Annotated in this window: 21 protein-coding genes; 13 read left to right on the forward strand and 8 right to left on the reverse strand. The window is 71.3% G+C overall.

Annotation, left to right across the window (positions count from 1 at the left end; genetic code table 11):
• Positions 1-139: 139 nt before the first annotated feature.
• The 6 genes from rsmA to ACZ5CW_RS02060 all read left to right on the forward strand — a co-directional run bounded on the left by rsmA (position 140) and on the right by ACZ5CW_RS02060 (position 8,897).
• Positions 140-1,009 (forward strand): 16S rRNA (adenine(1518)-N(6)/adenine(1519)-N(6))-dimethyltransferase RsmA, encoded by an 870-nt coding sequence (gene rsmA, locus ACZ5CW_RS02035; protein ID WP_468597503.1) that lies wholly within the window; start codon positions 140-142, stop codon positions 1,007-1,009.
• A gap of 77 nt (positions 1,010-1,086) precedes the next feature.
• A complete protein-coding gene (locus tag ACZ5CW_RS02040) occupies positions 1,087-1,980 on the forward strand; it encodes a 4-(cytidine 5'-diphospho)-2-C-methyl-D-erythritol kinase (RefSeq protein WP_468597505.1) in 894 nt (297 codons plus the stop codon).
• Positions 1,981-2,104: 124 nt separating this feature from the next.
• Entirely contained in the window at positions 2,105-3,913 is a 1,809-nt protein-coding gene (locus ACZ5CW_RS02045; RefSeq protein WP_468597506.1) for an ABC-F family ATP-binding cassette domain-containing protein, read from the forward strand.
• 234 nt (positions 3,914-4,147) lie between these two features.
• Positions 4,148-5,998 (forward strand): outer membrane protein assembly factor BamB family protein, encoded by a 1,851-nt coding sequence (locus tag ACZ5CW_RS02050; RefSeq protein WP_468597508.1) that lies wholly within the window; start codon positions 4,148-4,150, stop codon positions 5,996-5,998.
• Between the two features lie 81 nt (positions 5,999-6,079).
• Positions 6,080-7,978: an outer membrane protein assembly factor BamB family protein gene (locus ACZ5CW_RS02055; protein ID WP_468597509.1), complete on the forward strand. Its 1,899-nt coding sequence runs from the start codon at positions 6,080-6,082 to the stop codon at positions 7,976-7,978.
• 226 nt (positions 7,979-8,204) lie between these two features.
• Entirely contained in the window at positions 8,205-8,897 is a 693-nt protein-coding gene (locus tag ACZ5CW_RS02060; RefSeq protein WP_468597511.1) for a helix-turn-helix transcriptional regulator, read from the forward strand.
• A 30-nt stretch (positions 8,898-8,927) separates the two neighbouring features.
• Here ACZ5CW_RS02060 and ACZ5CW_RS02065 read toward each other — a convergent pair whose 3' ends face one another.
• Together ACZ5CW_RS02065 and ACZ5CW_RS02070 are read right to left on the reverse strand one after the other, a co-directional pair.
• On the reverse strand, positions 8,928-9,266 hold the full coding sequence (locus ACZ5CW_RS02065) for a hypothetical protein (RefSeq protein WP_468597513.1): 339 nt from the start codon (positions 9,264-9,266) through the stop codon (positions 8,928-8,930).
• A 21-nt stretch (positions 9,267-9,287) separates the two neighbouring features.
• Positions 9,288-10,979, reverse strand: a complete 1,692-nt coding sequence (locus ACZ5CW_RS02070; protein ID WP_468597515.1) for a sodium:solute symporter family protein — start codon at positions 10,977-10,979, stop codon at positions 9,288-9,290.
• A 179-nt stretch (positions 10,980-11,158) separates the two neighbouring features.
• On the opposite strand from ACZ5CW_RS02070, the gene galT reads away from it, so the two are divergent.
• The 4 genes from galT to ACZ5CW_RS02090 all read left to right on the forward strand — a co-directional run bounded on the left by galT (position 11,159) and on the right by ACZ5CW_RS02090 (position 15,479).
• Positions 11,159-12,220: a galactose-1-phosphate uridylyltransferase gene (gene galT, locus ACZ5CW_RS02075; RefSeq protein WP_468597517.1), complete on the forward strand. Its 1,062-nt coding sequence runs from the start codon at positions 11,159-11,161 to the stop codon at positions 12,218-12,220.
• Positions 12,217-13,179 carry a UDP-glucose 4-epimerase GalE gene (galE, locus tag ACZ5CW_RS02080; protein ID WP_468597519.1) on the forward strand — a complete coding sequence of 321 codons (963 nt, stop codon included), beginning with the start codon at positions 12,217-12,219 and terminating at the stop codon, positions 13,177-13,179. Before galT ends, galE begins: the two co-directional genes overlap by 4 nt.
• Positions 13,179-14,333: a galactokinase gene (gene galK, locus ACZ5CW_RS02085; RefSeq protein WP_468597521.1), complete on the forward strand. Its 1,155-nt coding sequence runs from the start codon at positions 13,179-13,181 to the stop codon at positions 14,331-14,333. Before galE ends, galK begins: the two co-directional genes overlap by 1 nt.
• A gap of 378 nt (positions 14,334-14,711) precedes the next feature.
• A complete protein-coding gene (locus ACZ5CW_RS02090; RefSeq protein WP_468597523.1) occupies positions 14,712-15,479 on the forward strand; it encodes a LuxR C-terminal-related transcriptional regulator in 768 nt (255 codons plus the stop codon).
• Here ACZ5CW_RS02090 and tamR read toward each other — a convergent pair.
• Positions 15,438-15,935 (reverse strand): MarR family transcriptional regulator TamR, encoded by a 498-nt coding sequence (gene tamR, locus ACZ5CW_RS02095; RefSeq protein ID WP_393739010.1) that lies wholly within the window; start codon positions 15,933-15,935, stop codon positions 15,438-15,440. The genes ACZ5CW_RS02090 and tamR overlap by 42 nt on opposite strands.
• Positions 15,936-16,022: 87 nt before the next feature.
• Here tamR and ACZ5CW_RS02100 point away from each other — a divergent pair, with 87 nt between their 5' ends.
• A complete protein-coding gene (locus ACZ5CW_RS02100; RefSeq protein WP_468597526.1) occupies positions 16,023-16,847 on the forward strand; it encodes a trans-aconitate 2-methyltransferase in 825 nt (274 codons plus the stop codon).
• Positions 16,848-16,849: 2 nt separating this feature from the next.
• Complete coding sequence (locus tag ACZ5CW_RS02105; RefSeq protein ID WP_468597758.1) at positions 16,850-17,209, forward strand: VOC family protein; 360 nt, start codon at positions 16,850-16,852, stop codon at positions 17,207-17,209.
• An 8-nt stretch (positions 17,210-17,217) separates the two neighbouring features.
• Here ACZ5CW_RS02105 and ACZ5CW_RS02110 read toward each other — a convergent pair whose 3' ends face one another.
• On the reverse strand, positions 17,218-17,895 hold the full coding sequence (locus ACZ5CW_RS02110; protein WP_468597528.1) for a TetR family transcriptional regulator: 678 nt from the start codon (positions 17,893-17,895) through the stop codon (positions 17,218-17,220).
• Complete coding sequence (locus tag ACZ5CW_RS02115) at positions 17,892-18,899, reverse strand: acyl-CoA desaturase (RefSeq protein WP_468597530.1); 1,008 nt, start codon at positions 18,897-18,899, stop codon at positions 17,892-17,894. Before ACZ5CW_RS02115 ends, ACZ5CW_RS02110 begins: the two co-directional genes overlap by 4 nt.
• 302 nt (positions 18,900-19,201) lie before the next feature.
• Here ACZ5CW_RS02115 and ppc point away from each other — a divergent pair, with 302 nt between their 5' ends.
• Positions 19,202-21,946: a phosphoenolpyruvate carboxylase gene (gene ppc, locus ACZ5CW_RS02120; protein WP_468597532.1), complete on the forward strand. Its 2,745-nt coding sequence runs from the start codon at positions 19,202-19,204 to the stop codon at positions 21,944-21,946.
• A gap of 79 nt (positions 21,947-22,025) precedes the next feature.
• Here the strand turns inward: ppc and ACZ5CW_RS02125 are convergent, their stop codons facing one another.
• From ACZ5CW_RS02125 to pth, 3 genes are all read right to left on the reverse strand, one after another.
• The gene (locus tag ACZ5CW_RS02125) at positions 22,026-22,736 is read right to left on the reverse strand and encodes an LPXTG cell wall anchor domain-containing protein (protein WP_468597534.1); all 711 of its coding nucleotides are present in this window, start codon (positions 22,734-22,736) and stop codon (positions 22,026-22,028) included.
• Between the two features lie 135 nt (positions 22,737-22,871).
• Positions 22,872-23,375, reverse strand: a complete 504-nt coding sequence (locus tag ACZ5CW_RS02130; RefSeq protein ID WP_468597536.1) for a hypothetical protein — start codon at positions 23,373-23,375, stop codon at positions 22,872-22,874.
• Between the two features lie 79 nt (positions 23,376-23,454).
• A complete protein-coding gene (pth, locus tag ACZ5CW_RS02135; protein WP_468597538.1) occupies positions 23,455-24,057 on the reverse strand; it encodes an aminoacyl-tRNA hydrolase in 603 nt (200 codons plus the stop codon).
• Between the last annotated feature and the right edge of the window lie 5 nt (positions 24,058-24,062).

Genomic DNA, 24,062 nt, shown 5'->3' on the forward strand with positions numbered 1-24,062 from the left:
CCGCGGGGGCGCGGCGACCCGCGTGCGTGCGGGGTGGTCCCGCGTCTCCACGGCGCCGCGGTGCCGTCGGCTTCGTGGCTCACCGCGGGTGGCGGGCACCTGGCACTGCCGGTCCCGGACCTCCCCGTACCCTTGTCCCGTGAGCAGCCCCACCCCCGACGCCCTCCTCGGCCCGGCCGACATCCGTGAGCTGGCGGCAGCGCTCGGTGTCCGTCCCACCAAGCAGCGCGGCCAGAACTTCGTGATCGACGCCAACACGGTGCGCCGTATCGTCCGGACCGCCGACGTCCGCCCCGACGACGTGGTCGTCGAGGTCGGCCCGGGACTCGGCTCCCTGACCCTCGCGCTGCTGGAGGTCGCCGACCGGGTCACCGCCGTCGAGATCGACGACGTGCTGGCCACCGCACTGCCCGCGACCATCGCCGCGCGCATGCCGGAGCGCGCCGACCGGTTCGCGCTGGTCCACTCCGACGCGATGCACGTCACCGAGCTGCCCGGCCCCGCGCCGACCGCCCTGGTGGCGAACCTGCCGTACAACGTCGCCGTGCCGGTGCTGCTGCACATGCTCGAAACCTTCCCCGGCATCGAGCGGACGCTGGTGATGGTGCAGTCCGAGGTCGCCGACCGGCTCGCGGCCGCACCGGGCTCCAAGGTGTACGGCGTGCCGTCGGTCAAGGCCAACTGGTACGCGGAGGTGAAGCGGGCCGGGGCCATCGGCCGCAACGTCTTCTGGCCCGCGCCGAACGTCGACAGCGGCCTGGTCTCCCTCGTCCGGCGGACCGAGCCGATCAAGACGACGGCCTCCAGGAAGCAGGTCTTCGCGGTGATCGACGCGGCGTTCGCGCAGCGCCGCAAGACCCTGCGCGCGGCGCTCGCCGGCTGGGCCGGGTCGGCCGCGGCTGCGGAGGCGGCCCTGGTCGCGGCCGGTGTCTCCCCGCAGGCGCGGGGAGAGTCGCTGACGGTCGAGGAGTTCGCCCGCATCGCCGAGAACGCCCGGCAGGCCGAGTAGCGCCGGCCGGTGCCGGACAGCGCCCGGCACCGCCGAGCCCGTCGACAACGCCCGCACATCAAGGAGCCCGGTCAGCAGTGAGCGTCACGGTCCGTGTCCCCGCCAAGGTCAACGTCCAGCTCGCGGTCGGCGCCGCCCGCCCCGACGGCTTCCACGACCTCGCCAACGTCTTCCTCGCCGTCGGCCTCCACGACGAGGTCACCGTCACCCCGGCCGCCGAACTGCGCGTCACCTGCGAGGGCCCCGACGCCGACCAGGTCCCCCTGGACCGCACCAATCTCGCCGCGCGCGCCGCGATCGCGCTCGCCGCGCGGCGGGGCATCGAACCTGCCGTGCACATCCACATCGCCAAGGACATCCCGGTCGCCGGCGGCATGGCGGGCGGCAGCGCCGACGGCGCCGGGGCGCTGCTCGCCTGCAACGCGCTGTGGGGCGCGGGTGCCTCACGGGCCGAACTCCTCGCCATCTGCGCCGAGCTGGGCAGCGATGTGCCGTTCAGCCTGGTGGGCGGGGCGGCCCTGGGCGTCGGGCGGGGCGAGCGGCTGACGGCGCTGGAGGTCGGCGGGACCTTCCACTGGGTGTTCGCGATGGCCGAACGGGGGCTGTCCACCCCGGCCGTCTTCCGGGAGTTCGACCGGCTGGCGCAGGGGCGGGAGATTCCGGAGCCGGTGGCCTCGGCGGAGCTGCTGGAGGCGCTGGCGAAGGGGGACCCGGGCGCGCTGGCGGCGGCCGTCTCCAACGACCTTCAGCCCGCGGCCCTGTCCCTGTTCCCGGAGTTGGCCGACACGCTGGACGCCGGGCGAGGGGCGGGCGCGCTCACCGCGCTGGTCTCCGGGTCGGGGCCGACCACGGCGTTCCTCGCGCGCGATGCCGAGGCGGCGCAGAAGGTGGCGCAGGCGCTGCGGGCGTCGGGGACGTGCAGGACGGTGCGGACCGCGGCGGGGCCGGTGCCGGGGGCGACCGTGCTCTGAGGGGGCCCGGAACCGGTCGACGACGGTCGGGTCATCACAAGAAGTGACCATCCCCTCGCGCTCCGCCCGCACCGCACCAGGGCCTAGGCTAGAAGGCTGACCGACCCCCGCGCACAGGAGTGAAATGGCCGTCAACCTGGTCAATGTCGAGAACGTCAGCAAGGTGTACGGCACCCGTGCCCTGCTGGACGGCGTCTCGCTCGGTGTGCAGGAAGGGGACCGGATCGGGGTCGTCGGACGCAACGGCGACGGCAAGACCACCCTCATCCGGATGCTCGCCAAGCTGGAGGAGGCCGACACCGGGCGGGTCACCCACTCCGGCGGGCTGCGCCTCGGCGTGCTCACCCAGCACGACTCCCTCGACCCCGCCGCCACCGTCCGGCACGAGGTCATCGGCGACATGGCCGACCACGAGTGGGCGGGCAACGCCAAGGTCAGGGACGTCCTGACCGGGCTGTTCGGCGGGCTGGACCTGCCCGGCTTCCCCAAGGGACTCGACACCGTCATCGGGCCGCTGTCCGGTGGCGAGCGGCGCCGCATCGCGCTGGCCAAGCTGCTCATCGAGGAGCAGGACCTGATCGTCCTCGACGAGCCCACCAACCACCTCGACGTCGAGGGCATCGCCTGGCTCGCGCAGCACCTGCGGAACCGCCGCTCGGCGCTGGTGTGCGTGACGCACGACCGGTGGTTCCTCGACCAGGTCTGCACCCGCATGTGGGACGTGCAGCGCGGCGACGTGTACGAGTACGAGGGCGGCTACTCCGACTACGTCTTCGCGCGCGCGGAACGCGAACGGATCGCGGCCACCGAGGAGACCAAGCGGCAGAACCTCGTCCGCAAGGAGCTGGCCTGGCTGCGGCGCGGCGCGCCCGCCCGGACCTCCAAGCCCCGCTTCCGGGTGGAGGCCGCCAACGAGCTGATCGCCGACGTGCCGCCGCCCCGGGACAGCAGCGAGCTGATGAAGTTCGCCTCCTCGCGGCTGGGCAAGACCGTCTTCGACCTGGAAGACGTCACCGTGCAGGCCGGTCCGAAGGTGCTGCTCAAGCACGTCACCTGGCAGCTCGGGCCCGGTGACCGGATCGGTCTCGTCGGCGTCAACGGCGCCGGCAAGACCTCCCTGCTGCGCGCCATGGCCGAAGCGGCACGCACGGAGGGCGAGACGCAGCCCGTGGGCGGGCGCGTCGCCGTCGGAAAGACCGTCAAACTCGCCTACCTCTCCCAGGAGGTCGCCGAACTCGACCCCGCCCTGCGGGTCCTGGAGGCGGTGCAGCGGGTCCGCGAGCGCGTCGACCTCGGCAAGGGGCGCGAGATGACCGCCGGTCAGCTGTGCGAGACGTTCGGCTTCAACAAGGAGAAGCAGTGGACGCCGGTGGGGGACCTCTCCGGTGGTGAGCGGCGGAGGCTGCAGCTGCTGCGCCTCCTCATGGACGAGCCCAACGTCCTCTTCCTCGACGAGCCCACCAACGACCTCGACATCGAGACCCTCACCCAGCTCGAGGACCTCCTCGACGGCTGGCCCGGCTCGATGATCGTCATCTCCCACGACCGGTTCTTCGTGGAGCGCACCACCGACCGGGTCTTCGCCCTCCTCGGCGACGGCACGCTGCGGATGCTGCCGCGCGGCATCGACGAGTACCTGGAGCGGCGGCAACGCATGGAGGAGGCGGTCGCCGCGCAGGCCACCGCCGCGGCGCCCAAGCCGGCCGTCGCCGAGAAGAGCGCCGCCGACCAGCGTGCCGCCAAGAAGGAACTCCAGAAGATCGAGCGGCAGTTGGACAAGGTCTCCGAGAAGGAGTCCAAGCTGCACGCCCAGATCGCCGAGCACGCCACCGACTTCGCGAAGGTCGCCGAACTGGACGCCCAGCTGCGGGACCTCGCCGCAGAGCGCGAGGAACTGGAGCTGCGCTGGCTGGAACTGGCGGAGGACGCCTGACCTTTCCCGCCTCTCACGCAGGGGGCGCGTGCGCCGCGTGAAGGGGGCGTGAAGGCGCGTAACGGCGGTATCACGGGCGGGTTCTCCCTTGGGAACAGCGGCGGACGCGGATCCGTGCGTTGTCGGTGCCGGGTGATAGAAAGAGCCGTCTGAGAACTGTCTGAATACGACCTTGGGTCCATCACGAACCTCAGGGCGTGGCTAAAAATCAGTGAACGAGGGGGAAGAGCGCTGATGACTCAGCCGCCCAACCAGCCGCCGCAGGGCGGCTTCGGAGCGCCGCAGGACCAGCCGCCGCAGGATCAGCCGCCGCAGGGCGGCGGATTCGGCGCTCCGCAGCCGCCTCCGGCCCAGGGCGGTGGATTCGGCGCCCCGCAGACGCCCCCGGCCCAGGGCGGTTTCGGCGCGCCCCAGACGCCCCCGCCGCCCGCCGGCCCGCCCCAGCCGCCCGCCGGCCCCCCGCAGCCCCAGCCCGGCTACGGCTACCCCCAGCAGCCCGGCCCCTACGGCGCTCCCGCCGCGCCCGGCACCCCGGGCCCCTACGGCTACCCGCAGCAGCCGCAGCAGCCCGGCCCCTACGGGGCGGCACCGCAGCCCGGTTACGGGTACGCGCAGCAGCCGCCGTACCCGGGCGCGCCCGGTACACCCCCCGGGGGCAAGCCGGCTTCCAGGACGAAGCCGGCGCTGATGATCGGCGCCGCGGTCGCCGCACTGCTCGTCATCGGCGGCACCGTGTACGCGGTCACCGGCGACGACGACGGCGGCAAGAAGAAGCCCGTCGCCCAGCAGAGCGACGACCCCAAGGCCTCCGGCTCCCCGACGCCGACCGCCTCCGGGAGCGGTACCGGCGGCGAGGACCCCGAGAACCTCAACGAGGGCCGGCAGGCCGGCGAGGCGAAGGTGCTCTGGTACAAGCCGGCCCCGGACGCCCCGGGTTCCGGTGCCGACGCCCCCGGCATGTGGATCACCGGCACGACCGCGGTGAAGGCGGCGTACAAGCAGGTCTTCGCCTACGGCGCGGCCGACGGCCAGGCCGCCTGGGGCCCGATCGACTTCCCGCAGAAGATCTGCGCGGCCACCTCGCAGCAGTCGTCCGACGGCAAGATCGTCGTGGCGTACATGAACGGCTCGGGCGACCGTGCCAAGTGCAACCAGCTCCAGCAGATCGACCTGGAGACGGGTGCGAAGGGCTGGCACGGCGAGGTCGCCGACGGCGGGCTGTTCGACAGCGCGCTCAACGTCGAGCTGGCCGTGAGCGGCAAGACGCTGATGGTGGGCCGTTCGCAGTCGGGCACGGCGTACGACATCGACAGCGGCAAGAAGCTCTACGACAAGAAGAAGTACGGCTCGGCCTGCTTCCCGACCGCGTTCGCGGGCGGCACCGGCCGGCTGATCCAGGTGGCGTCCTGCGCCGCCGGTACGGACAACGAGCACGACGAGATCCAGGAACTCGACCCGGCCACCGGCAGGACGCGGTGGACGCAGCCGGTCAAGAAGGGCTGGCGGGTGGCCCGGACGTACTCCGTCGACCCGCTCGTGGTCTACCTGACCAACCAGGACAAGAAGGCCTGGAACATCTCCACCTTCACCAAGAGCGGCAAGTTCCGTTCCGAGGTCAAGGTCAACGAGAAGTTCGCCCCCCGCTGCGGCTGGGCGATCCTCGAACGCGATCTGCAGGGCTGCCAGGGTGTCGCGGTCGACGCCGACACGCTCTACCTGCCCACGGACGCCCTCAGCAGCGCCAACGAGATCGTCGCGATCAGCCTCGCCGACGGCAAGGCGAAGTGGCGGGCCAAGTCCCCGGCGGACGAGCCGATGGCCCCGGTGAAGGTCGAGGGCGGCAAGCTCATCGCGTACGTGCAGCCGTCGTACGACGCGGGCGGCCAGGTGGTGTCGATCCCGATCACCGGCTCCTCGCACAAGAGCACCCGCCTGCTGCAGAACCCGCAGGGCACCGCCGACATCGAGGACACCTTCTACGACGGTGTCGTCGACTGGGTCGACGGGCGGTTCTACATCTCCGCCGGCCGGCTGTCCGGCCGCGACGACGCCAAGGAGAAGCTGATGATGGCCTTCGGCGACTGAGCCCGGCGCACGTCCCTTCGCACAGAGTCCCGAGTCCCGTCCGCCGTACGGCCCGCAGCTTTCACCGAGGTACCCGCTCCCATGACCCAGCCGCCCCCTCCGCCGCCGAACCAGCCCCCGCAGCAGGGCGGCTTCGGCCCTCCGAGCCCGCACACCCCGCCCCAGGGCCAGCCCCCGGCGCCCGCCGCCCCGCCCACGCCTCCGCCCACGCCCGCGGCCACGCCGCCGGCGCCCCCGGCCGGCCCGCCCGCGCAGGCGCCGCAGCCCGGTTACGGCTACCCGCAGGCCGCCCCGGCCCCCCAGCCGCCGCAGCCCCAGCCCGGCTACGGCTATCCCGGCGCGCAGCAGAACCCGTACGCCACACAGCCCCCGGCCTACGGCCAGCAGCCCCCGGGCTACGGCGCCCAGCCGCCGAACCCCTACGCGCAGCCGACCCAGCCCATGCAGGCCGCGCAGCCGGGGTACGGCTACCCGGGCCAGCCGCCGACCGTGCCGATGCAGCCCCAGCCGGGGCAGAGCGGCGGCCGCAACAACACCGTGCTGTTCATCGTCGTGGCGGCCGTCGTCGCCATCGCGCTGATCGTCGGCGGCGGCATCTGGTACGCCAAGTCCTCCGGGGACGACGGCAAGAAGCACGACACCGCCTCCTCCAGCGGCGGCACCGGCGGCAAGAACGGGACCGGCGGGACCGGCGGGACCGGCGGCACGTCCGGCGGCGGCAAGGAGAAGGTGCCGGCCGACCCCGCCTCCCGCGTGCTGCTCCAGGTCCCGATGCCCCAGACGGACGACACGGTCGTCACCTCGGGTTCGTGGCTGACGGACAAGGTGTACGCCAAGAGCGGCATCGCCGAGATCGTCGGCTACGACCCCGCCAAGGGCACCAAGCTGTGGACGGTCAAGCTGCCCGGCCCGGTGTGCGCGGCCAGTGGCCACGTCACCTCGGACAACAAGACGGCGATCACGTTCCAGCCGAAGATGCCCACGAAGAACTCCTCCGCGGGCTGCAGCCAGATCGCCGCGATCGACCTCGACGCGGGCAAGAAGCTGTGGACGAAGACGGTCAAGTCCGGTGACTACGCGGTCAGCCTGCAGAACGTGACGGTCGCCCAGCACACCGTCGCGGTCGGCAGCAGCAGTGGCGGCGCCGCGTTCGACATCGACTCCGGCGCGCTGCTGTGGCAGCCGAAGCCGGACGACACCTGCTACGACGCCGGCTACGGCGGCGGCGCCAACCTGGTCGCGGTGCGCAAGTGCGGCGAGTACGACAACCGGCAGCTGCACATCCAGAACATCGACCCCAAGTCGGGGAAGGTGATCTCCGAGTACAAGATGCCCGCGGGTGTCGAGTACGCCGCCGTCGTCTCCACCGACCCGCTGGTGGTGGCGGCCGACGTCGGCGACAGCGCGGGCGACGGCAGCGGCGTCTCGGACTACTTCTCCATCGACAGCAAGACCGGCAAGCTGCTCACCCGCATCTCCGCACCCGGTGACACCTACGGGGGCCGCTGCGACGGCATCACCCGGATCGAGGGCTGCAAGCAGATCGTCGCCGGCAACGGCAGGCTGTACCTGCCGACCGAGGACCACGACGGCAAGGGCGCGTCGTACAGCAAGACCAACGAGATCATCGCCTTCGATCTCAGCACCGGCAAGCAGACCGGCCAGCGCGCCGAGGCCGGTGACGGCTACGAGCTGTCCCCGCTGCGCATGGACGGCGGCAACCTGCTCGCCTACAAGCGGCCGCCGTACGACAAGGGCGGCCAGATCGTCAGCATCGACGGCGGCAGCTTCAAGGAGACCAAGCTGCTGGTGAACCCCTCCGCGAAGAACACGCGGGACGCGGAGACCGGTCTGCTGCCGGAGTACGCGGAGATCCTCTACGCGCAGGGCCGCCTCTACATGTCGGCCGTGTTCGCCCACAAGACGGACTCGACGTACGGCAAGGAGTACCTGGTGATGGGCTTCGGCACGGACAGCTGACGGCCCGTCGGCGGTACCGTCCGCCTCGCCCGAATGGGTGACTTACCGAGAAGTGCCCCGGATTTCATCGATCCGGGGCACTTCTCATCAATAGGGGCAGCGCGACGTCGAACAAGCGTGTAGCTTCCGGGGGCATGAAGGGCGGGGTGCCGGGGGGCCCTCTGTCCTTGGGGACCGGTGGGCGTCCATAGTGGGGCATCCATGGGGGGGACTGGGGGGTTGCTCTATGGGAGTGCGGCTCATGGTCGTCGACGACCATCGCCTGCTCGCGGAGGCGCTGGCGTCGGCGCTGAAACTGCGCGGGCACCGGGTGCTCGCGGCGGCGGCACCGGCCGCGGGCGCGGCGGACCTGGTGATCGCGCGGGCGCCGGAGGTGTGCCTGCTCGGTACGGCGACACCGGCCGAACCCGGGGTCTTCGACCCGGTGGTGAAGATCAAACGGGAGCGGCCGCAGGTGGCGATGCTGGTGCTGGGCCCGGTGCCGTCCCCGCGGGGCATCGCGGCGGCCTTCGCGGCGGGCGCGTCGGGGTACGTGCGGCACGACGAGCGGATCGAGGGGGTCGAGCGGGCCATCATGAAGGCCCGCGCGGGGGAGGCGGCGGTGGCTCCGCAGCTGCTGCAGGGGGCGTTCGGGGAGCTGCTCAATCCGGCCGCGCAGCCCGACGACGAGGCGCAGCGGCTGCTGGAGATGCTCACGCCGCGGGAGGTGGAGGTGCTGGTGCGCGTGGCCGACGGGGAGGACACGCGGCTGATCGCGGCGGGGATGGGGATCGCGCCGAGCACCGCGCGGACGCATGTGCAGCGGGTGCTGATGAAGCTGGGCGTCGGGTCGCGGCTGGAGGCGGCGGCACTGGCGGCGCGGACGGGGCTGCTGGAGCGGGCGGGCGCCCTGCGCGGCGAGCTGGGGCCGGAGCCGTGACCGGCTCCGGCCCGCACAGGCGCCCGGCGCCTACTCCTTCTCCTCCGGCAGTCCCTCCGGGGGAAGCGGCGGAGGAGTGGGCCGGAGCTTCAGCCAGGCCAGGAAGAAGATCCCCAGCAGCAGCATGCCGATCCCGGTCCAGAGGTTGATGTTGACGCCCTCGGCCTTGTCGATCGCGGCCTGGGAGTCGGTGATGCCGGTGATCGTGACGATGACGCCGTAGACCACGAACAGGCCGCCGATGATGCGGCGCAGGTCGAAGATCCGGGCGGCGGTCGCGGACTTGCTCTCGAGTTCGGTGACTTCCCGCTGGACGTCGTCCTCGGAGTAGTGGAAGCGCTCGTGGTGGCGGTCGGAGTGCTCGGTCATGGTTTCCTCATCCTCCCGCGGTCAGAACGAGAACGGGATGTAGCAGGCGGCGGCCAGGACGATCGCGCCCCAGCCCAGCAGGGCGGGCTTGCGGTACCAGGCGTCGTCGCCCTTGGCGGGCGGTTCGGCCATGCCGGGGGAGCTGGTGCCGTAGACCAGGCCCTGCAGCTCCTGCGCCGGCTTCGGGCGGGTGAACAGGGACACGGCGAACATGACGACCGCGCCGGCGACGAAGCCGGCGATGGCGGAGACGAAGTTGGCGCCCTGGTCGGAGGGGATGGAGATGATCCCCCTCTTGTAGAGGACGAAGTAGTTGACCATCGCGGTCACGGTGCCGGCGAGCAGGCCCCAGAAGCCGGACTTGGCGGACGCGCGCTTCCAGAACATGCCGACGATGAAGACCACGAACATCGGCACGTTGAAGAAGGAGAACAGCGTCTGCAGGTAGCTCATGATGTTCGAGAACGAGGACGCCAGGAACGCCGTGCCGACCGACGCGCAGACACCGACCGCGGTGATCAGGCGGCCGAAGCGGACGTAGTACTCGTCCTCGCGGCCGCGGACCACGTACTTGGCCCAGATGTCGTTGGTGAACACCGTGTTGAAGGACGACACGTTCGCGGCCATGCCCGCCATGAAGGCGGCCAGCAGTCCGGTGACGGCGATGCCGAGCACGCCGTTGGGCAGCAGCTCCTGCATCAGGTAGGGGATGGCGTCGTTGTACTGGTAGCCGGAGGCGGGGGTGCCGAACTGCGGGATGAGCGCGGCGACGACCAGGCCCGGGATCATCACCAGGAAGACGATGAAGATCTTCGGGTAGGCGGCGATCAGCGGGGTGCGCTGCCCGGCCGAGAGGTTCTTCGCGGACAGGGCGCGCTGCACCTCGGCGAAGTTGGTGGTCCAGTAGCCGAAGGACAGCACGAAGCCCAGGCCGAGGACGATGGTCAGCCAGTTCGCGCCCAGCGGGTTGGCGCTGCCGATGCCGGTGCCGCCCCACGCGGTGACGAAGTCGGGCCCGTGCTGCGCGGTGAGCTTGTCGGTCAGGCCGCCCCAGCCGCCGACCTTCTTCAGGCCGAGGACGGTGATCGGGATGAGGGCGGCGAGGATCACGAAGAACTGCAGCACCTCGTTGTAGATCGCCGAGGACAGGCCGCCGAGCGTGATGTACGCGAGCACGAAGGCGCCGGCCACCACGATGGCCACCCACTGCGGCCAGCCGAGCAGGGCCTCGACGACGATCGCGAGGGCGTAGAGGTTGACGCCCGCGATCAGGACGGCGGCGAACGCGAACAGGATCGAACTGAGCAGGTGGGCGCCCCGGTCGAAGCGCAGCAGCAGGAACTCGGGGACCGAGCGGACCTTGCTGCCGTAGTAGAAGGGCATCATCACCAGGCCCAGGAAGACCATGGCCGGGATGGCGCCGATCCAGTACCAGTGCACGGTGTAGGCGCCGTACTGGGCGCTGTTCGCGGCCATGCCGAGGATCTCGGTGGCGGCCAGGTTCGCGGAGACGAAGGCCAGGCCGGTGATCCAGGCGGGCAGCGAGCGTCCGGAGAGGAAGAAGTCGAGGCTGGTCTTGACCGAGCGGCGGGCGGCGAAGCCGATGCCGAGGACGACGACGAAGTAGATCGCCAGGATCGTGTAGTCCAGCCAGTTGGTGGGGAGCTGTAGCTCCGCCGCCAGGTAGGTGGGGGCTTCTGTGGGGGTTTGCATGAGAACTCGCTTCGTTGCGCGAACTGATCCAAGCGGAACCTACGCCGCCGTGTTCAGAAATTGAACACTTCTGTTGGTGTTCTTTGTTTGATCGTGATGGTCCTCGGTGTTGTCGAGTTGTGGTCTGTTATGTTTGGTTGTGTTGAGTGATTGGGTGTGGGGCGTAGAGGAGTCCAGCGTTGAAGAAGACCTCGACACGGCTGGCCGACGGTCGTGAGCTGATCTACTACGACCTTCGGGACGACACCGTGCGGGACGCGGTCGACCGCCGCCCCCTGGACGTCACGATCACCACGTCCGAGGTGCGCCGCGATCCGCTGCTCGGCGACGCGGTCGCCATCGCCTCGCACCGCCAGGGCCGCACCTACCATCCGCCCGCCGACGAGTGCCCCCTGTGCCCGACCCGGGGCGAGCGGCTGAGCGAGATCCCGGACTCCTCGTACGACGTCGTCGTCTTCGAGAACCGCTTCCCGTCCCTCGCCGGCGACTCCGGCCGCTGCGAGGTCGTCTGCTTCACCTCCGACCACGACGCCTCCTTCGCCGCCCTCACCGAGGAGCAGGCCCGGCTGGTGCTGGACGCGTGGACGGACCGCACATCGGAGCTGTCGCATCTGCCCTCCGTCGAGCAGGTGTTCTGTTTCGAGAACCGGGGTGAGGAGATCGGCGTAACCCTCGGTCACCCGCACGGTCAGATCTACGCCTACCCGTTCACCACGCCCCGCACCGCGCTGATGCTCCGCTCGCTCGCCGCCCACAAGGAGGCCACCGGCGGGGAGAACCTGTTCGACGCGGTGCTGGAGCGGGAACTCGCCGGGGAGCGGGTCGTCCTTGAGGGTGAACACTGGGCGGCCTTCGTCCCGTACGCGGCGCACTGGCCGTACGAGGTCCACCTGTACCCCAAGCGGCGGGTCCCGGATCTGCTCGCGCTCGACGAGGCGGCACGCACAGAATTCCCCCAGATCTATCTGGAACTCTTGAGGCGCTTCGACCGGATCTTCGGCGAGGGTGAGCCTCCGACGCCGTACATCGCGGCCTGGCACCAGGCCCCGTTCGGCGCGCTGGAGGAGTTCGACGGTGTCACGCGCGACGACTTCGCGCTCCACCTCGAGCTTTTCACCATCCGCCGCACTTCCGGCAAGCTGAAGTTTCTCGCGGGTTCCGAATCCGGCATGAGCGTGTTCATCAACGACGTGCCGCCGGAGCGCGCGGCCGAGCGACTGCGAGAGGTAGCGAGTTCATGAAGTACCTGGTGACGGGTGGCGCGGGTTATGTCGGCAGCGTCGTGGCCCAGCACCTGCTGGAGGCCGGCCACGAGGTCACCGTCCTCGACAACCTCTCCACCGGCTTCCGCGACGGCGTGCCCGCCGGGGCGGCCTTCGTCGAGGGCGACATCCGCGACGCCGCCAAGTGGCTCGACGCCTCCTACGACGGTGTGCTGCACTTCGCCGCGTTCTCACAGGTCGGCGAGTCGGTGGTGAAGCCGGAGAAGTACTGGGACAACAACGTCGCCGGCAGCCTGGCCCTGCTCGGCGCGATGCGCGAGGCGGGCGTCCGCAAGCTCGTCTTCTCCTCCACGGCGGCGACGTACGGCGAGCCGGAGCAGGTCCCGATCGTGGAGACCGCCCCGACCCGGCCGACCAGCCCCTACGGCGCCTCCAAGCTCGCCGTCGACCACATGATCACCGGCGAGGCGCACGCCCACGGCCTGGCCGCGGTGTCCCTGCGCTACTTCAACGTGGCCGGCGCCTACGGCGCGTACGGCGAGCGCCACGACCCCGAGTCGCACCTCATCCCGCTCGTCCTCCAGGTCGCCCAGGGCCGCCGCGACGCGATCTCCGTCTACGGCGACGACTACGCGACCGCCGACGGCACCTGCGTGCGCGACTACATCCACGTCGCGGACCTCGCCGAGGCCCACCTGCTGGCCCTGACGGCGGCCCGGCCGGGCGAGCACCTGATCTGCAACCTCGGCAACGGCAGCGGCTTCTCCGTCCGCGAGGTCATCGAGACCGTCCGCGAGGTCACCGGCCACCCGATCCCGGAGGTGATCGCGCCGCGCCGGGGCGGCGACCCCGCGGTCCTGGTCGCCTCCGCGGACACCGCCCGCGAGAAACTGGGCTGGAACCCGTCCCGCGCGGACCTCGCGGGGATCGTCGCGGACGCGTGGGAGTTCGCGCAGCACATCACAAGGGAGCACTAGTGGGGGCACAGCAGGTCGCGGAGCGCTTCGCCGAGCTGTACGGGACGGCGCCGGAAGGCGTGTGGGCGGCGCCGGGCCGGGTCAACCTGATCGGCGAACACACCGACTACAACGACGGCTTCGTCATGCCGTTCGCGCTGCCGCACCAGGTGACGGCGGCCGTCTCCCGCCGGGCCGACGGGGTGGTGCGCCTGCACTCGGCGGACGTCGAGGGCGGCATCGCGGAGCTGGCGCTCGACGCGCTCGCCCCGGAGAGCGACCGGCAGTGGACGGCGTACCCGGCGGGCGTGGTCTGGGCGCTGCGCGAGGCGGGCCACGAGGTCACCGGCGCGGACATCCATCTGTCCTCCACCGTGCCGACGGGCGCGGGCCTGTCCTCCTCGGCGGCCCTGGAGGTCGTCATCGCGCTCGCGCTGAACGACCTGTACGGCCTCGGCCTCCAGCGCTGGCAGCTGGCCCGGCTGTGCCAGCGCGCCGAGAACGTCTACGTCGGCGCGCCGACCGGCATCATGGACCAGACGGCGTCCGCGTGCTGCGAGGCCGGGCACGCCCTGTTCCTCGACACCCGGGACCTGTCCCAGCGGCAGATCCCCTTCGACCTCGCGGCCGAGGGACTGCGCCTGCTGGTGGTCGACACCCAGGTCAAGCACGCCCACAGCGGCGGCGAGTACGGCAAGCGCCGGGCCGGCTGCGAGAAGGGCGCGGCCCTGCTCGGCGTCGACGCCCTGCGGGACGTCCCGTACGCCGGCCTGGACGAGGCCCTCGCCCGCCTCGGCGACGAGGAGGAGGTCGTCCGGCTGGTCCGCCACGTGGTGACGGAGGACCACCGGGTCGAGCGCGTCGTCGGCCTCCTGCGGTCCGGCGAGACCCGGGCCATCGGCCCCGTCCTCACCGAGGGCCACGCCTCGCTGCGCGACGACTTCCGCATCTCCTGCCCGGAGCTGGACCTGGTCGTCGACACGGCGCTGGCGAACGGCGCTCTGGGCGCCCGGATGACCGGCGGCGGCTTCGGCGGTTCGGCGATCGTCCTGGCGGAGGCCACCGACGTGGACACCCTCACCAAGGCGGTCGAAGAGGCCTTCGCCGCGGCCGGCTTCACGACGCCGCGCACCTTCGAGGCGGTTCCTTCGGCGGGAGCGCGACGGCTGGACTGAGCGCACCAGTTCCCCGGTCGGGCACTTCTCTGTCGACTTCCGCCTCAGTACGAAACACGCGGCACACCAAGAACGTGCCGGACGGCCAGTTCTGCAAATCGCCTTCCGCTGCCCGCTCCCATCCGTACTCTGAGGAACAGCACCGGTGGGGGCCGGTGCTGATCAGGGGGCGAGACAGGCGGGTACGGCGCCCGCGGTGGGGGTAACAGTTCCCGCGACGGCGGCGGCCGTGCGGTGGGCTTCCTTTCCGCTGGGTGTCGTACCCGCGCGGGTCGTCGTTCTCCGGGCCTTTTCGGGCTTTTCCGGACCGGCGCTCGCCGGGCCTTTCCGGACCTTGGGTATCCCCTGCTCCATGCGGAGCCTGGGGAAGGGGGTTTCGTGGTTCGTATCCGAGTCCTGGTCGTGGACGACCACCGCATCTTCGCCGAGTCGCTCGCCGCCGCCCTGGCCGCCGAGCCCGACGTCGACGTCTTCGCCGCCGGCAGCGGCCCGGCCGCGCTGCGCTGTCTGGAGCGCGCCGCCGCCGAGGGCCGTCGCTACGACGTCCTGCTGGCCGACGCCGACCTGGGCGGCAGCCTGCCCGGGACCCGCCCGGCGGTACCCGTGCAGGAGGGCGACGAGGACGGCCTGGTCGACGGGATCTCGCTCGTCACCGGGGTCCGGGCCGCCCAGCCCGCCGTGCGGATCGTCGTCCTGGCCGAGAAGGACGACCCGCGCCGCGCGGCGCTCGCCCTGCAGGCCGGTGCCTCGGGCTGGGTCGCCAAGGACTGCTCGCTGTCGCGGCTGCTGACGGTGATCCGCGGAGTGCTGCGCGACGAGACCCATCTGCCGCCCGCGCTGCTCACCGGCGTGCTCAAGGAGCTGACGGCCGCGCGCAAGCACCGGACCGAGAGCGAACGGCTGGTGCAGTCCCTGACCCCGCGCGAGCGGGAGGTGCTGCGCTGCATGGTCGCCGGACTGGGCCGCAAGGCGGTCGCCGAGCGGCTGTTCCTCTCCCCGCACACCGTGCGCACCCACATGCAGAACGTCCTGGGCAAACTGGGTGTCCACTCCACCCTGGCCGCCGTGGCGCTCGCCCGGCGGGCCGGGGTCGGGCCGGTCGACCTAGCCCGGAATGTTGTCGAACGGGGCGGTCAACTGGCGTAGCAGCCCGGCCAGTTCCGCGCGCTGGGCGCGGGACAGCTCGGCGAGGATCGCCCGCTCCTGGTCCAGCAGGCCCGCCAGCGCCTGGTCCGCGCGGTCCCGGCCCGTCTCGGTCAGCCGGACCAGCACGCCACGCCGGTCGCTCGGATCGGGCAGCCGCTCCACCAGGCCCTTCTTCGCGAGCCGGTCGATCCGGTTGGTCATCGTGCCCGAGGTGACCAGGGTCTGCGTCAGCAACTGTCCGGGGGAGAGCTGGTACGGAGTGCCCGCGCGCCGCAGTGCGGTCAGCACGTCGAACTCCCAGGGCTCCAGCTGATGCTCGGCGAAGGCGAGCCGGCGCGCGCGGTCCAGGTGCCGGGCGAGTCGGCTCACCCGGCTGAGCACTTCCAGCGGCTCCACGTCGAGGTCCGGACGCTCCCGGCGCCACGCTGCGACCAGCCGATCGACCTCGTCCTCCATGGAGATCAGTGTAGTGGTTGTGTCGACATGAAGTCTCTTGACATCAAGTCTCTTGACATCGAGATAAAAGGGAGGAGAGTGGGAGACATGACGAACCCCACCTGGGACCCCGCCCAGTACCTCCGGCACGCCGGTCACCGGGCCCGTCCCTTCGCCGACCTCCTCGCCCGCGTCCCCGCCCTCCCGACGCAACCCCCCGCCGGGCACCCCCGCATCGCCGACCTCGGCTGCGGCCCCGGCAACGCCACCGTCCGGGTCGCCGAACGCTGGCCCGCCGCCCATGTCACCGGCTACGACAACTCGCCCGAGATGCTCGACCGGGCCCACGTCGAGCACGCGGGCCCCACACCCGGCGGCGGCCGCCTCGACTTCGCCCACGCCGACGCCCGCACCTGGACGCCCGGGGAACCCTGCGACCTGATCGTCTCCAACGCCACACTGCAGTGGGTACCGGGACACGCCGACCGCTTCGCCGACTGGATCGCCGCCTTGAAACCCGGTGGCACCTTCGCCTTCCAGGTCCCCGACAACATCGACGCCCCGCTGCACGCCCTGATGCGCGACCTCGCCGCCACCCCCCGCTGGAAGTCCCGGCTCGCCGACGTCCTGCGCCGCACGGACTCCGTGCACACCCCCGGCGCCTATCTGGACCGGCTGGCCCGGCTCGGCTGCGCGACCGACGTGTGGCAGACGACGTACCTCCACGTCCTGGACGGCGAGGACCCGGTCCTCGACTGGGTGAAGGGCACCGGTCTGCGGCCCGCCCTGACCGCGCTCGCCGACGACCCCGAGGCACGGGAGGCGTTCCTCGCCGAATACCGGGACCTCCTCCGCGAGGCGTACCCGAGCGCCCCCTACGGCACGGTCCTGCCGTTCCGCCGGCTGTTCGCCGTGGCCGTGAGGGAGGCGTGAGCGTGCTGGTCGCCGTCGACCACGTCCAGCCGGCGGCCCCGCCCGGGTCGGAGCAGCGGCTGCATTCGTACTACGCGGGTGTGCTCGGCATGACCGAGATCCCCAAGCCGCCGGCGCTCGCGGCGCGCGGCGGCTGCTGGTTCGAGGCGGGCTACGTCCAGCTCCACCTGGGCATCGACGAGGATTTCCGGCCGGCGCGCAAGGCCCACCCGGGGCTGCGGGTGACGGACATCGACGCCTACGCGGCCCGGCTGGCGGCTCACGCGGCACCGGTCACCTGGGACGACCGCCTCCCCGGCCACCGGCGTTTCTACTCCGAGGACCCCGTCGGCAACCGGCTGGAGTTCCTCCAGCCCAGGTGACAGCGGCCCTACGCCTTCCGGTGCCCTATCAGCCGCGGCTTCTGCTCCAGACCGTCGAGGCCGTGCCACGCCAGGTTCACCAGATGGGCCGCCACCTCGGCCTTCTTCGGGCGGCGCACGTCCAGCCACCACTGGCCGGTCAGGGCGACCATGCCGACCAGCGCCTGGGCGTACAGGGGCGCCAGCTTCGGGTCGAAGCCCCGGCTCTTGAACTCGCGGCCCAGGATGTCCTCCACCTGGGTGGCGATGTCCGAGATCAGCGAGGCGAAGGAACCCGTGGACTGGGGGATGGGCGAGTCACGGACCAGGATGCGGAAACCGTCCGTGTACTCCTCGATGTAGTCCAGCAGTGCGAACGCGGCCTGTTCGCACAGCTCACGGGGGTGGCCGGCCGTCAGCGAACCGGTCACCATGTCCAGCAGGCGCCGCATCTCGCGGTCCACGACGACCGCGTACAGGCCCTCCTTGCCGCCGAAGTGCTCGTACACCACCGGCTTGGACACCCCGGCCTTCGCCGCGATCTCCTCCACCGAGGTGCCCTCGAATCCCTTCGCAGCGAAAAGGGTGCGACCGATCTCCAGCAACTGCTGGCGACGCTCGGCACCGGTCATACGGGTCCGGCGGGTCCGTCGCTGCTTGTCATTGCCGGAATTGCTGCTGGAATCGGTCGCCACGGCGTCAATCATGCCGCTTCAGCGGCCTCCTTCCGGCGCCGGGAGCCGCCCTGGTCGGTGTTACGGCGCGAATCGATACGCGAGCGTGACGGCCAGCGCACGTCGTACGCCCAGCCGAGCAGCTCGAACCAGCGGATGAAACGCGCGGAGGAGTCGATCTGGCCGCGCATCACCCCGTGCCGGGCCGACGTCGGGTCGGCGTGGTGCAGGTTGTGCCAGGACTCGCCGCAGGACAGGACCGCCAGCCACCACACGTTGCCCGAGCGGTCCCGCGACTTGAACGGCCGCTTGCCGACCGCGTGACAGATCGAGTTGATCGACCACGTCACATGGTGCAGCAGCGCCACCCGCACGAGTGAACCCCAGAAGAACGCGGTGAACGCGCCCCACCAGGACATCGTCACCAGACCGCCGATCAGCGGCGGCAGCAGCAGCGAGAGGGCCGTCCACAGCACGAACTGGCGGGAGATCGTCCGGATCGCCGTGTCCTTGATCAGGTCCGGCGCGTACTTCTCCTGCGGGGTCTGCTCCTCGTCGAACATCCATCCGATGTGGGCCCACCACAGGCCCTTCATCAGCGCGGGGACCGTCTCGCCGAACCGCCACGGCGAGTGCGGGTCGCCCTCGGCGTCGGAGAACTTGTGGTGCTTGCGGTGGTCGGCCACCCAGCGCACCAGGGGCCCCTCGACCGCCATCGACCCCATGATCGCCAACGCGATCCGCAGGGGCCGTTTGGCCTTGAACGAACCATGCGTGAAGTACCGGTGGAAGCCGATGGTGATGCCGTGGCACCCGAGGAAGTAGAAGAAGACCAGCAGGCCCAGGTCGAGCCAGCTCACCCCCCAGCCCCAGGCCAGCGGCACGGCCGCCACCAGTGCCAGGAACGGCACGGTGATGAACAGGAGCAGCGTGATCTGCTCGATCGAACGCTTCTGCTCGCCGCCCAGTGTGGCGGAGGGAGGGAGTGTGTCGGTGGCCTTACGGGCTTCTTCGATCACATCGGAACTTGAGGTCATGCGCGTCCCCTGTGGGGTCGAGGGTCAAGACAGGTGCGAGCCGCCGGGACCGGACGGGACTCGACGGTTCTTCCCTACGGTTCCGTAACCTACGGCATCGTAAGTATGGCAGCGTGTCGTGCGGCGGCAAGAGCCCCAGAGCCTGCGCGTCCCGACGGGCACTTATCCTTGGTCTCGGTCGGACAGCGCGGTCCGCTGAAGTTTCTTCCCGGACGCTCCGGCCCGTATGCGGCGCCCCGCCGCGTGGCACGACGGCCGGGTTCCCTCCCAGACGAGCTTCAACACTGCAAGGAGCCGCACCTGTGAGCAGTGCCGACGACCAGACCACCACGACCGGCAGCGAGCTGCGCGCCGACATCCGCCGCCTGGGGGACCTCCTGGGAGAGACCCTCGTCCGGCAGGAGGGCCCCGAACTCCTCGAACTGGTCGAGAAGGTCCGCCGCCTCACGCGCGAGGACGGCGAGGCCGCCGCCGAGCTGCTGCGCGGCACCGAACTGGAGACCGCGGCCAAGCTGGTCCGCGCCTTCTCCACCTACTTCCACCTGGCCAACATCACCGAGCAGGTGCACCGCGGCCGCGAACTGCGCGCCCGGCGCGCCGCCGAGGGCGGCCTGCTCGCCCGCACGGCCGACCGCCTCAAGGACGCCGACCCCGAGCACCTGCGGCAGACCGTGCAGCACCTCAACGTCCGCCCGGTCTTCACCGCACACCCCACCGAGGCCGCGCGCCGGTCGGTCCTCAACAAGCTCCGGCGCATCGCCGCGCTCCTGGACACCCCCGTCCTCGACTCCGACCGCCGCCGCCACGACATCCGCCTCGCCGAGAACATCGACCTGGTGTGGCAGACGGACGAACTGCGCGTGGTGCGCCCCGAGCCCGCCGACGAGGCCCGCAACGCCATCTACTACCTCGACGAGCTGCACGCCGACGCCGTCGGCGACGTCCTCGAGGACCTGACGGCCGAGCTGGAACGCGTCGGCGTCAAGCTCCCCGACGACACCCGCCCCCTCACCTTCGGCACCTGGATCGGCGGCGACCGCGACGGCAACCCCAACGTCACCCCCCAGGTCACCTGGGACGTCCTCATCCTCCAGCACGAGCACGGCATCAACGACGCCCTGGAGATGATCGACGAACTGCGCGGCCTGCTCTCCAACTCCATCCGCTACGCCGGCGCCACCGAGGAACTCCTGCAGTCCCTCCAGGCCGACCTCGAGCGCCTGCCCGAGATCAGCCCCCGCTACAAGCGCCTCAACGCCGAGGAGCCCTACCGGCTCAAGGCCACCTGCATCCGGCAGAAGCTCGAGAACACCAAGCAGCGCCTCGCCAAGGGCACCCCGCACGCGGACGGCCGCGACTACCTCGGCACCGGCGAGCTGCTGAACGACCTGCGGATCATCCAGGCCTCGCTCAGGGAGCACAGGGGAGGACTGTTCGCCGACGGCCGCCTCGCCCGCACCATCCGCACCCTGGCCGCCTTCGGCCTCCAGCTCGCCACCATGGACGTACGCGAGCACGCCGACGCCCACCACCACGCCCTCGGCCAGCTCTTCGACCGCCTCGGCGAGGAGTCCTGGCGCTACGCCGACATGCCCCGCGACTACCGCGCCAGGCTCCTCGCCAAGGAGCTGCGCTCCAGGAGGCCGCTGGCCCCCACCCCGGCGCCCGTGGACGCGGCCGGCGCGAAGACCCTCGGCGTCTTCGAGACGATCAAGCGCGCCCTGGAGGTCTTCGGACCCGAGGTCATCGAGTCCTACATCATCTCCATGTGCCAGGGCGCCGACGACGTCTTCGCCGCCGCCGTCCTCGCCCGCGAGGCCGGCCTGCTCGACCTGCACGCCGGCTGGGCCAAGGTCGGCATCGTGCCCCTCCTGGAGACCACCGACGAGCTGCGCGCCGCCGACACCATCCTCGAGGACATGCTCTCCGACCCGTCCTACCGGCGCCTGGTCGCGCTGCGCGGCGACGTCCAGGAGGTCATGCTCGGCTACTCCGACTCCTCCAAGTTCGGCGGCATCACCACCAGCCAGTGGGAGATCCACCGCGCCCAGCGCCGCCTGCGCGACGTCGCCCACCGCTACGGCGTGCGCCTGCGCCTCTTCCACGGCCGCGGCGGCACCGTCGGCCGCGGTGGCGGCCCCTCGCACGACGCCATCCTCGCCCAGCCCTGGGGCACCCTCGAGGGCGAGATCAAGGTCACCGAACAGGGCGAGGTCATCTCCGACAAGTACCTGATCCCGTCCCTGGCCCGGGAGAACCTGGAACTGACCGTCGCGGCCACCCTCCAGGCCTCCGCGCTGCACACCGCCCCCCGCCAGTCCGACGAGGCCCTCGCCCGCTGGGACGCCGCCATGGACGTCGTCTCCGACGCCGCCCACGGCGCCTACCGCCGCCTGGTCGAGGACCCCGACCTGCCGGCGTACTTCTTCGCCTCCACCCCGGTCGACCAGCTCGCCGACCTGCACCTCGGCTCCCGGCCCTCCCGCCGGCCCGACTCCGGCGCCGGACTCGACGGCCTGCGCGCCATCCCCTGGGTGTTCGGCTGGACCCAGTCCCGGCAGATCGTCCCCGGCTGGTTCGGCGTCGGCTCCGGCCTGAAGGCCCTGCGCGAGGCGGGCCTGCGGCAGGAAGGGGACACCGTCCTCGACGAGATGTACGAGCAGTGGCACTTCTTCCGCAACTTCATCTCCAACGTCGAGATGACCCTCGCGAAGACGGACCTGCGCATCGCCGAGCACTACGTCGACACCCTCGTGCCCGACCGGCTCAGGCACGTCTTCGACACCATCAAGGCCGAGCACGAGCTGACCGTCCGCGAGGTGCTCCGGGTGACCGGCGAGGACGAACTCCTCGACGCCGAGCCCGTCCTCAAGCAGACCTTCGCCATCCGCGACGCCTACCTGGACCCGATCTCCTACCTCCAGGTCACCCTGCTCAAGCGCCAGCGCGACGCGGCCGCCGCCGGCGCCTCGGCCGACCCGCTGCTCTCCCGCGCCCTGCTCCTCACCGTCAACGGCGTGGCCGCGGGCCTGCGCAACACCGGCTGACGGTCCCGCCACGAAGAAGGTGCCCCCGAGGTCGTGTGGACCTCGGGGGCACCTTCGCGTACGGCGTCAGCCCGCCGGGTCAGCCCCGCTGGGCCCTGCGGCGCCGGGCCACCAGCCAGCCGCCCGCGCCGACCAGCGCGGCGGCCGCGGCCGACAGCAGGCCCACCGGGGCGCCGTTGCCCGTCTCGGCGAGGTCACCGCCGGCGCCCTGCGCGGACGGGGAGGAAGCCGGGGAGGCCGAGGGGGCCGCGGAGGACGATCCGGACGGGGACGCGCCCGGGGCCGTACCGGACGACGAACCGGACGAGGCCGACGGGGACACCGAGCCCGACGAAGCCGACGAGGACGCCGGGCCGGACGGCTCGCCGCCGGCCTCCGTGTCCTCGCAGTCCGTCCAGAACACCTTGTGCTTGGCCGACCCCTTCTCGCCCTCGAAGTTCCAGAACAGCTTGTAGTGGCCGTCCGGCAGCGACAGGTCCTCGGTACGGCCATGACCGTCGGCGTCCAGCGTGAGCGCACCGGACTTCACGGTCTCGCCCTTCGTGGCCGCCGTCGGCGCCCAGGCCTCGATGTGCCAGTCGACCAGCTGGCCGCCGTCGAAGCCGAAGGCGTCCAGGTAGAACGTGCAGACATGCGGCTCGTTGCGGCGCAGCTCCTCACCGGTCGAGGCGTCGTGGATCTTCACGGTGCCGTTGTCCCCGTGAGGGGTGGCGTGGGCAGCGGCGGGGACGGCCACCAGGGCGGCCGAGGCGAGGGCGGTCAACACGCCGACGCGCGAGAGGGTGGGCATAGGGCAGTCCATCTTCGGGATGCGAACGGGAAGATGTGGAGGGGGCGGTTCAGCTTCCAGTCCCGCCGGCCACCCGGTCAATCACGAACAGGCAACACATAGACCCCCCACAGACGTGAAGAACGCCCCAACCCCTCAGAGAGTCACGAAGGCCGCCGTGAGCAGCACGGCTCCCGCCCCCGCCAGCAGCCACGCCACCCGGGTCAGCCGCATCCCGCCCGCCACCACCACCGACGCGAGCAACAGCGCCCCGCCGAACGGCACCCAGGCGTACAGGACACCCGCCGGACCGGACCGCACCACCTCGTCCGTCCCCGGCTTGACCACCACGTCGTACGTCAGTCCCCGGCGCACCGCGACCGACTTCGCGATCTCCACGCGGGCGCGAGCCCTGGCCCCCGCCGAGACGGGCGTGAACAGCCCGGTGCACGCATCCCCCTCGCACCGGGTCACCTCGACCGTGCCCCGCTCCCGCCCCTTGGTCAGCATCACGTGCTGCGCGGTCCCCCAGGAACCCCACACCCCGGCGAACAGGATCAGCGCGGCGACCGCACCCATCGCCGCGACCCGCCCGAACCGCAACGCGGTCACGGAGGCCTGACGAGAGGAGGTGGCTGTGGCAGGCATGGCCGGGATCATTGGCCATGTCCCCACGGCCGGTCAACTCCGGCGGGAGTCACAACGCGACAAGTCAGGAGTTGTGCGGCACTTTGCCCGCTCAGGAGTTGTAAGCGCCCTGCGCCCGCTCCAGGCCCTCCGTCACCAGACACTCCACCGCGTCCGCCGCACGGTCCACGAAGTAGTCCAGCTCCTTGCGCTCCGCCGACGAGAAGTCCTTCAGCACGAAGTCGGCCACCTGCATCCGCCCCGGCGGCCGCCCGATCCCGAACCGCACCCGGTGATAGTCCGGCCCCATCGCCTTCGTCATCGACTTCAGCCCGTTGTGCCCGTTGTCGCCACCGCCCAGCTTCAGCCGCAGCGTGCCGTAGTCGATGTCCAGCTCGTCATGGACCGCGACGATGTTCGCCACCGGCACCTTGTAGAAGTCCTTCAGCGCGTTCACCGGACCGCCGGACAGATTCATGTACGACATCGGCTTCGCCAGGATCACCCGGCGGTTCGCCGGCCCGGCCGGACCGATCCGCCCCTCCAGCACCTGCGCCTGCGCCTTGCCCGCCCGCTTGAACTTCCCCCCGATCCGCCCGGCCAGCAGATCGGCCACCATGAACCCCACGTTGTGCCGGTTCATCGCGTACTCCGGGCCCGGATTGCCCAGCCCCACGATGAGCCAGGGGGCGCCCGCATCGGTCGTCACGTCCATGTCTC

The sequence above is a fragment of the Streptomyces sp. NPDC031379 genome (assembly GCF_055569615.1).

Coding starts and splice junctions, on each gene's coding strand:
- ACZ5CW_RS02060 (WP_468597511.1), top strand. CDS start 8,205: ATGGGAGTGCGGCTCATGGTCGTCGACGACCATCGCCTGCTCGCGGAG.
- ACZ5CW_RS02055 (WP_468597509.1), top strand. CDS start 6,080: ATGACCCAGCCGCCCCCTCCGCCGCCGAACCAGCCCCCGCAGCAGGGC.
- pth (WP_468597538.1), bottom strand. CDS start 24,057: ATGGACGTGACGACCGATGCGGGCGCCCCCTGGCTCATCGTGGGGCTG.
- ACZ5CW_RS02065 (WP_468597513.1), bottom strand. CDS start 9,266: ATGACCGAGCACTCCGACCGCCACCACGAGCGCTTCCACTACTCCGAG.
- ACZ5CW_RS02110 (WP_468597528.1), bottom strand. CDS start 17,895: ATGATTGACGCCGTGGCGACCGATTCCAGCAGCAATTCCGGCAATGAC.
- ACZ5CW_RS02125 (WP_468597534.1), bottom strand. CDS start 22,736: ATGCCCACCCTCTCGCGCGTCGGCGTGTTGACCGCCCTCGCCTCGGCC.
- ACZ5CW_RS02070 (WP_468597515.1), bottom strand. CDS start 10,979: ATGCAAACCCCCACAGAAGCCCCCACCTACCTGGCGGCGGAGCTACAG.
- galE (WP_468597519.1), top strand. CDS start 12,217: ATGAAGTACCTGGTGACGGGTGGCGCGGGTTATGTCGGCAGCGTCGTG.
- ACZ5CW_RS02100 (WP_468597526.1), top strand. CDS start 16,023: ATGACGAACCCCACCTGGGACCCCGCCCAGTACCTCCGGCACGCCGGT.
- ACZ5CW_RS02130 (WP_468597536.1), bottom strand. CDS start 23,375: ATGATCCCGGCCATGCCTGCCACAGCCACCTCCTCTCGTCAGGCCTCC.
- ACZ5CW_RS02045 (WP_468597506.1), top strand. CDS start 2,105: ATGGCCGTCAACCTGGTCAATGTCGAGAACGTCAGCAAGGTGTACGGC.
- tamR (WP_393739010.1), bottom strand. CDS start 15,935: ATGGAGGACGAGGTCGATCGGCTGGTCGCAGCGTGGCGCCGGGAGCGT.
- ACZ5CW_RS02115 (WP_468597530.1), bottom strand. CDS start 18,899: ATGACCTCAAGTTCCGATGTGATCGAAGAAGCCCGTAAGGCCACCGAC.
- ACZ5CW_RS02050 (WP_468597508.1), top strand. CDS start 4,148: ATGACTCAGCCGCCCAACCAGCCGCCGCAGGGCGGCTTCGGAGCGCCG.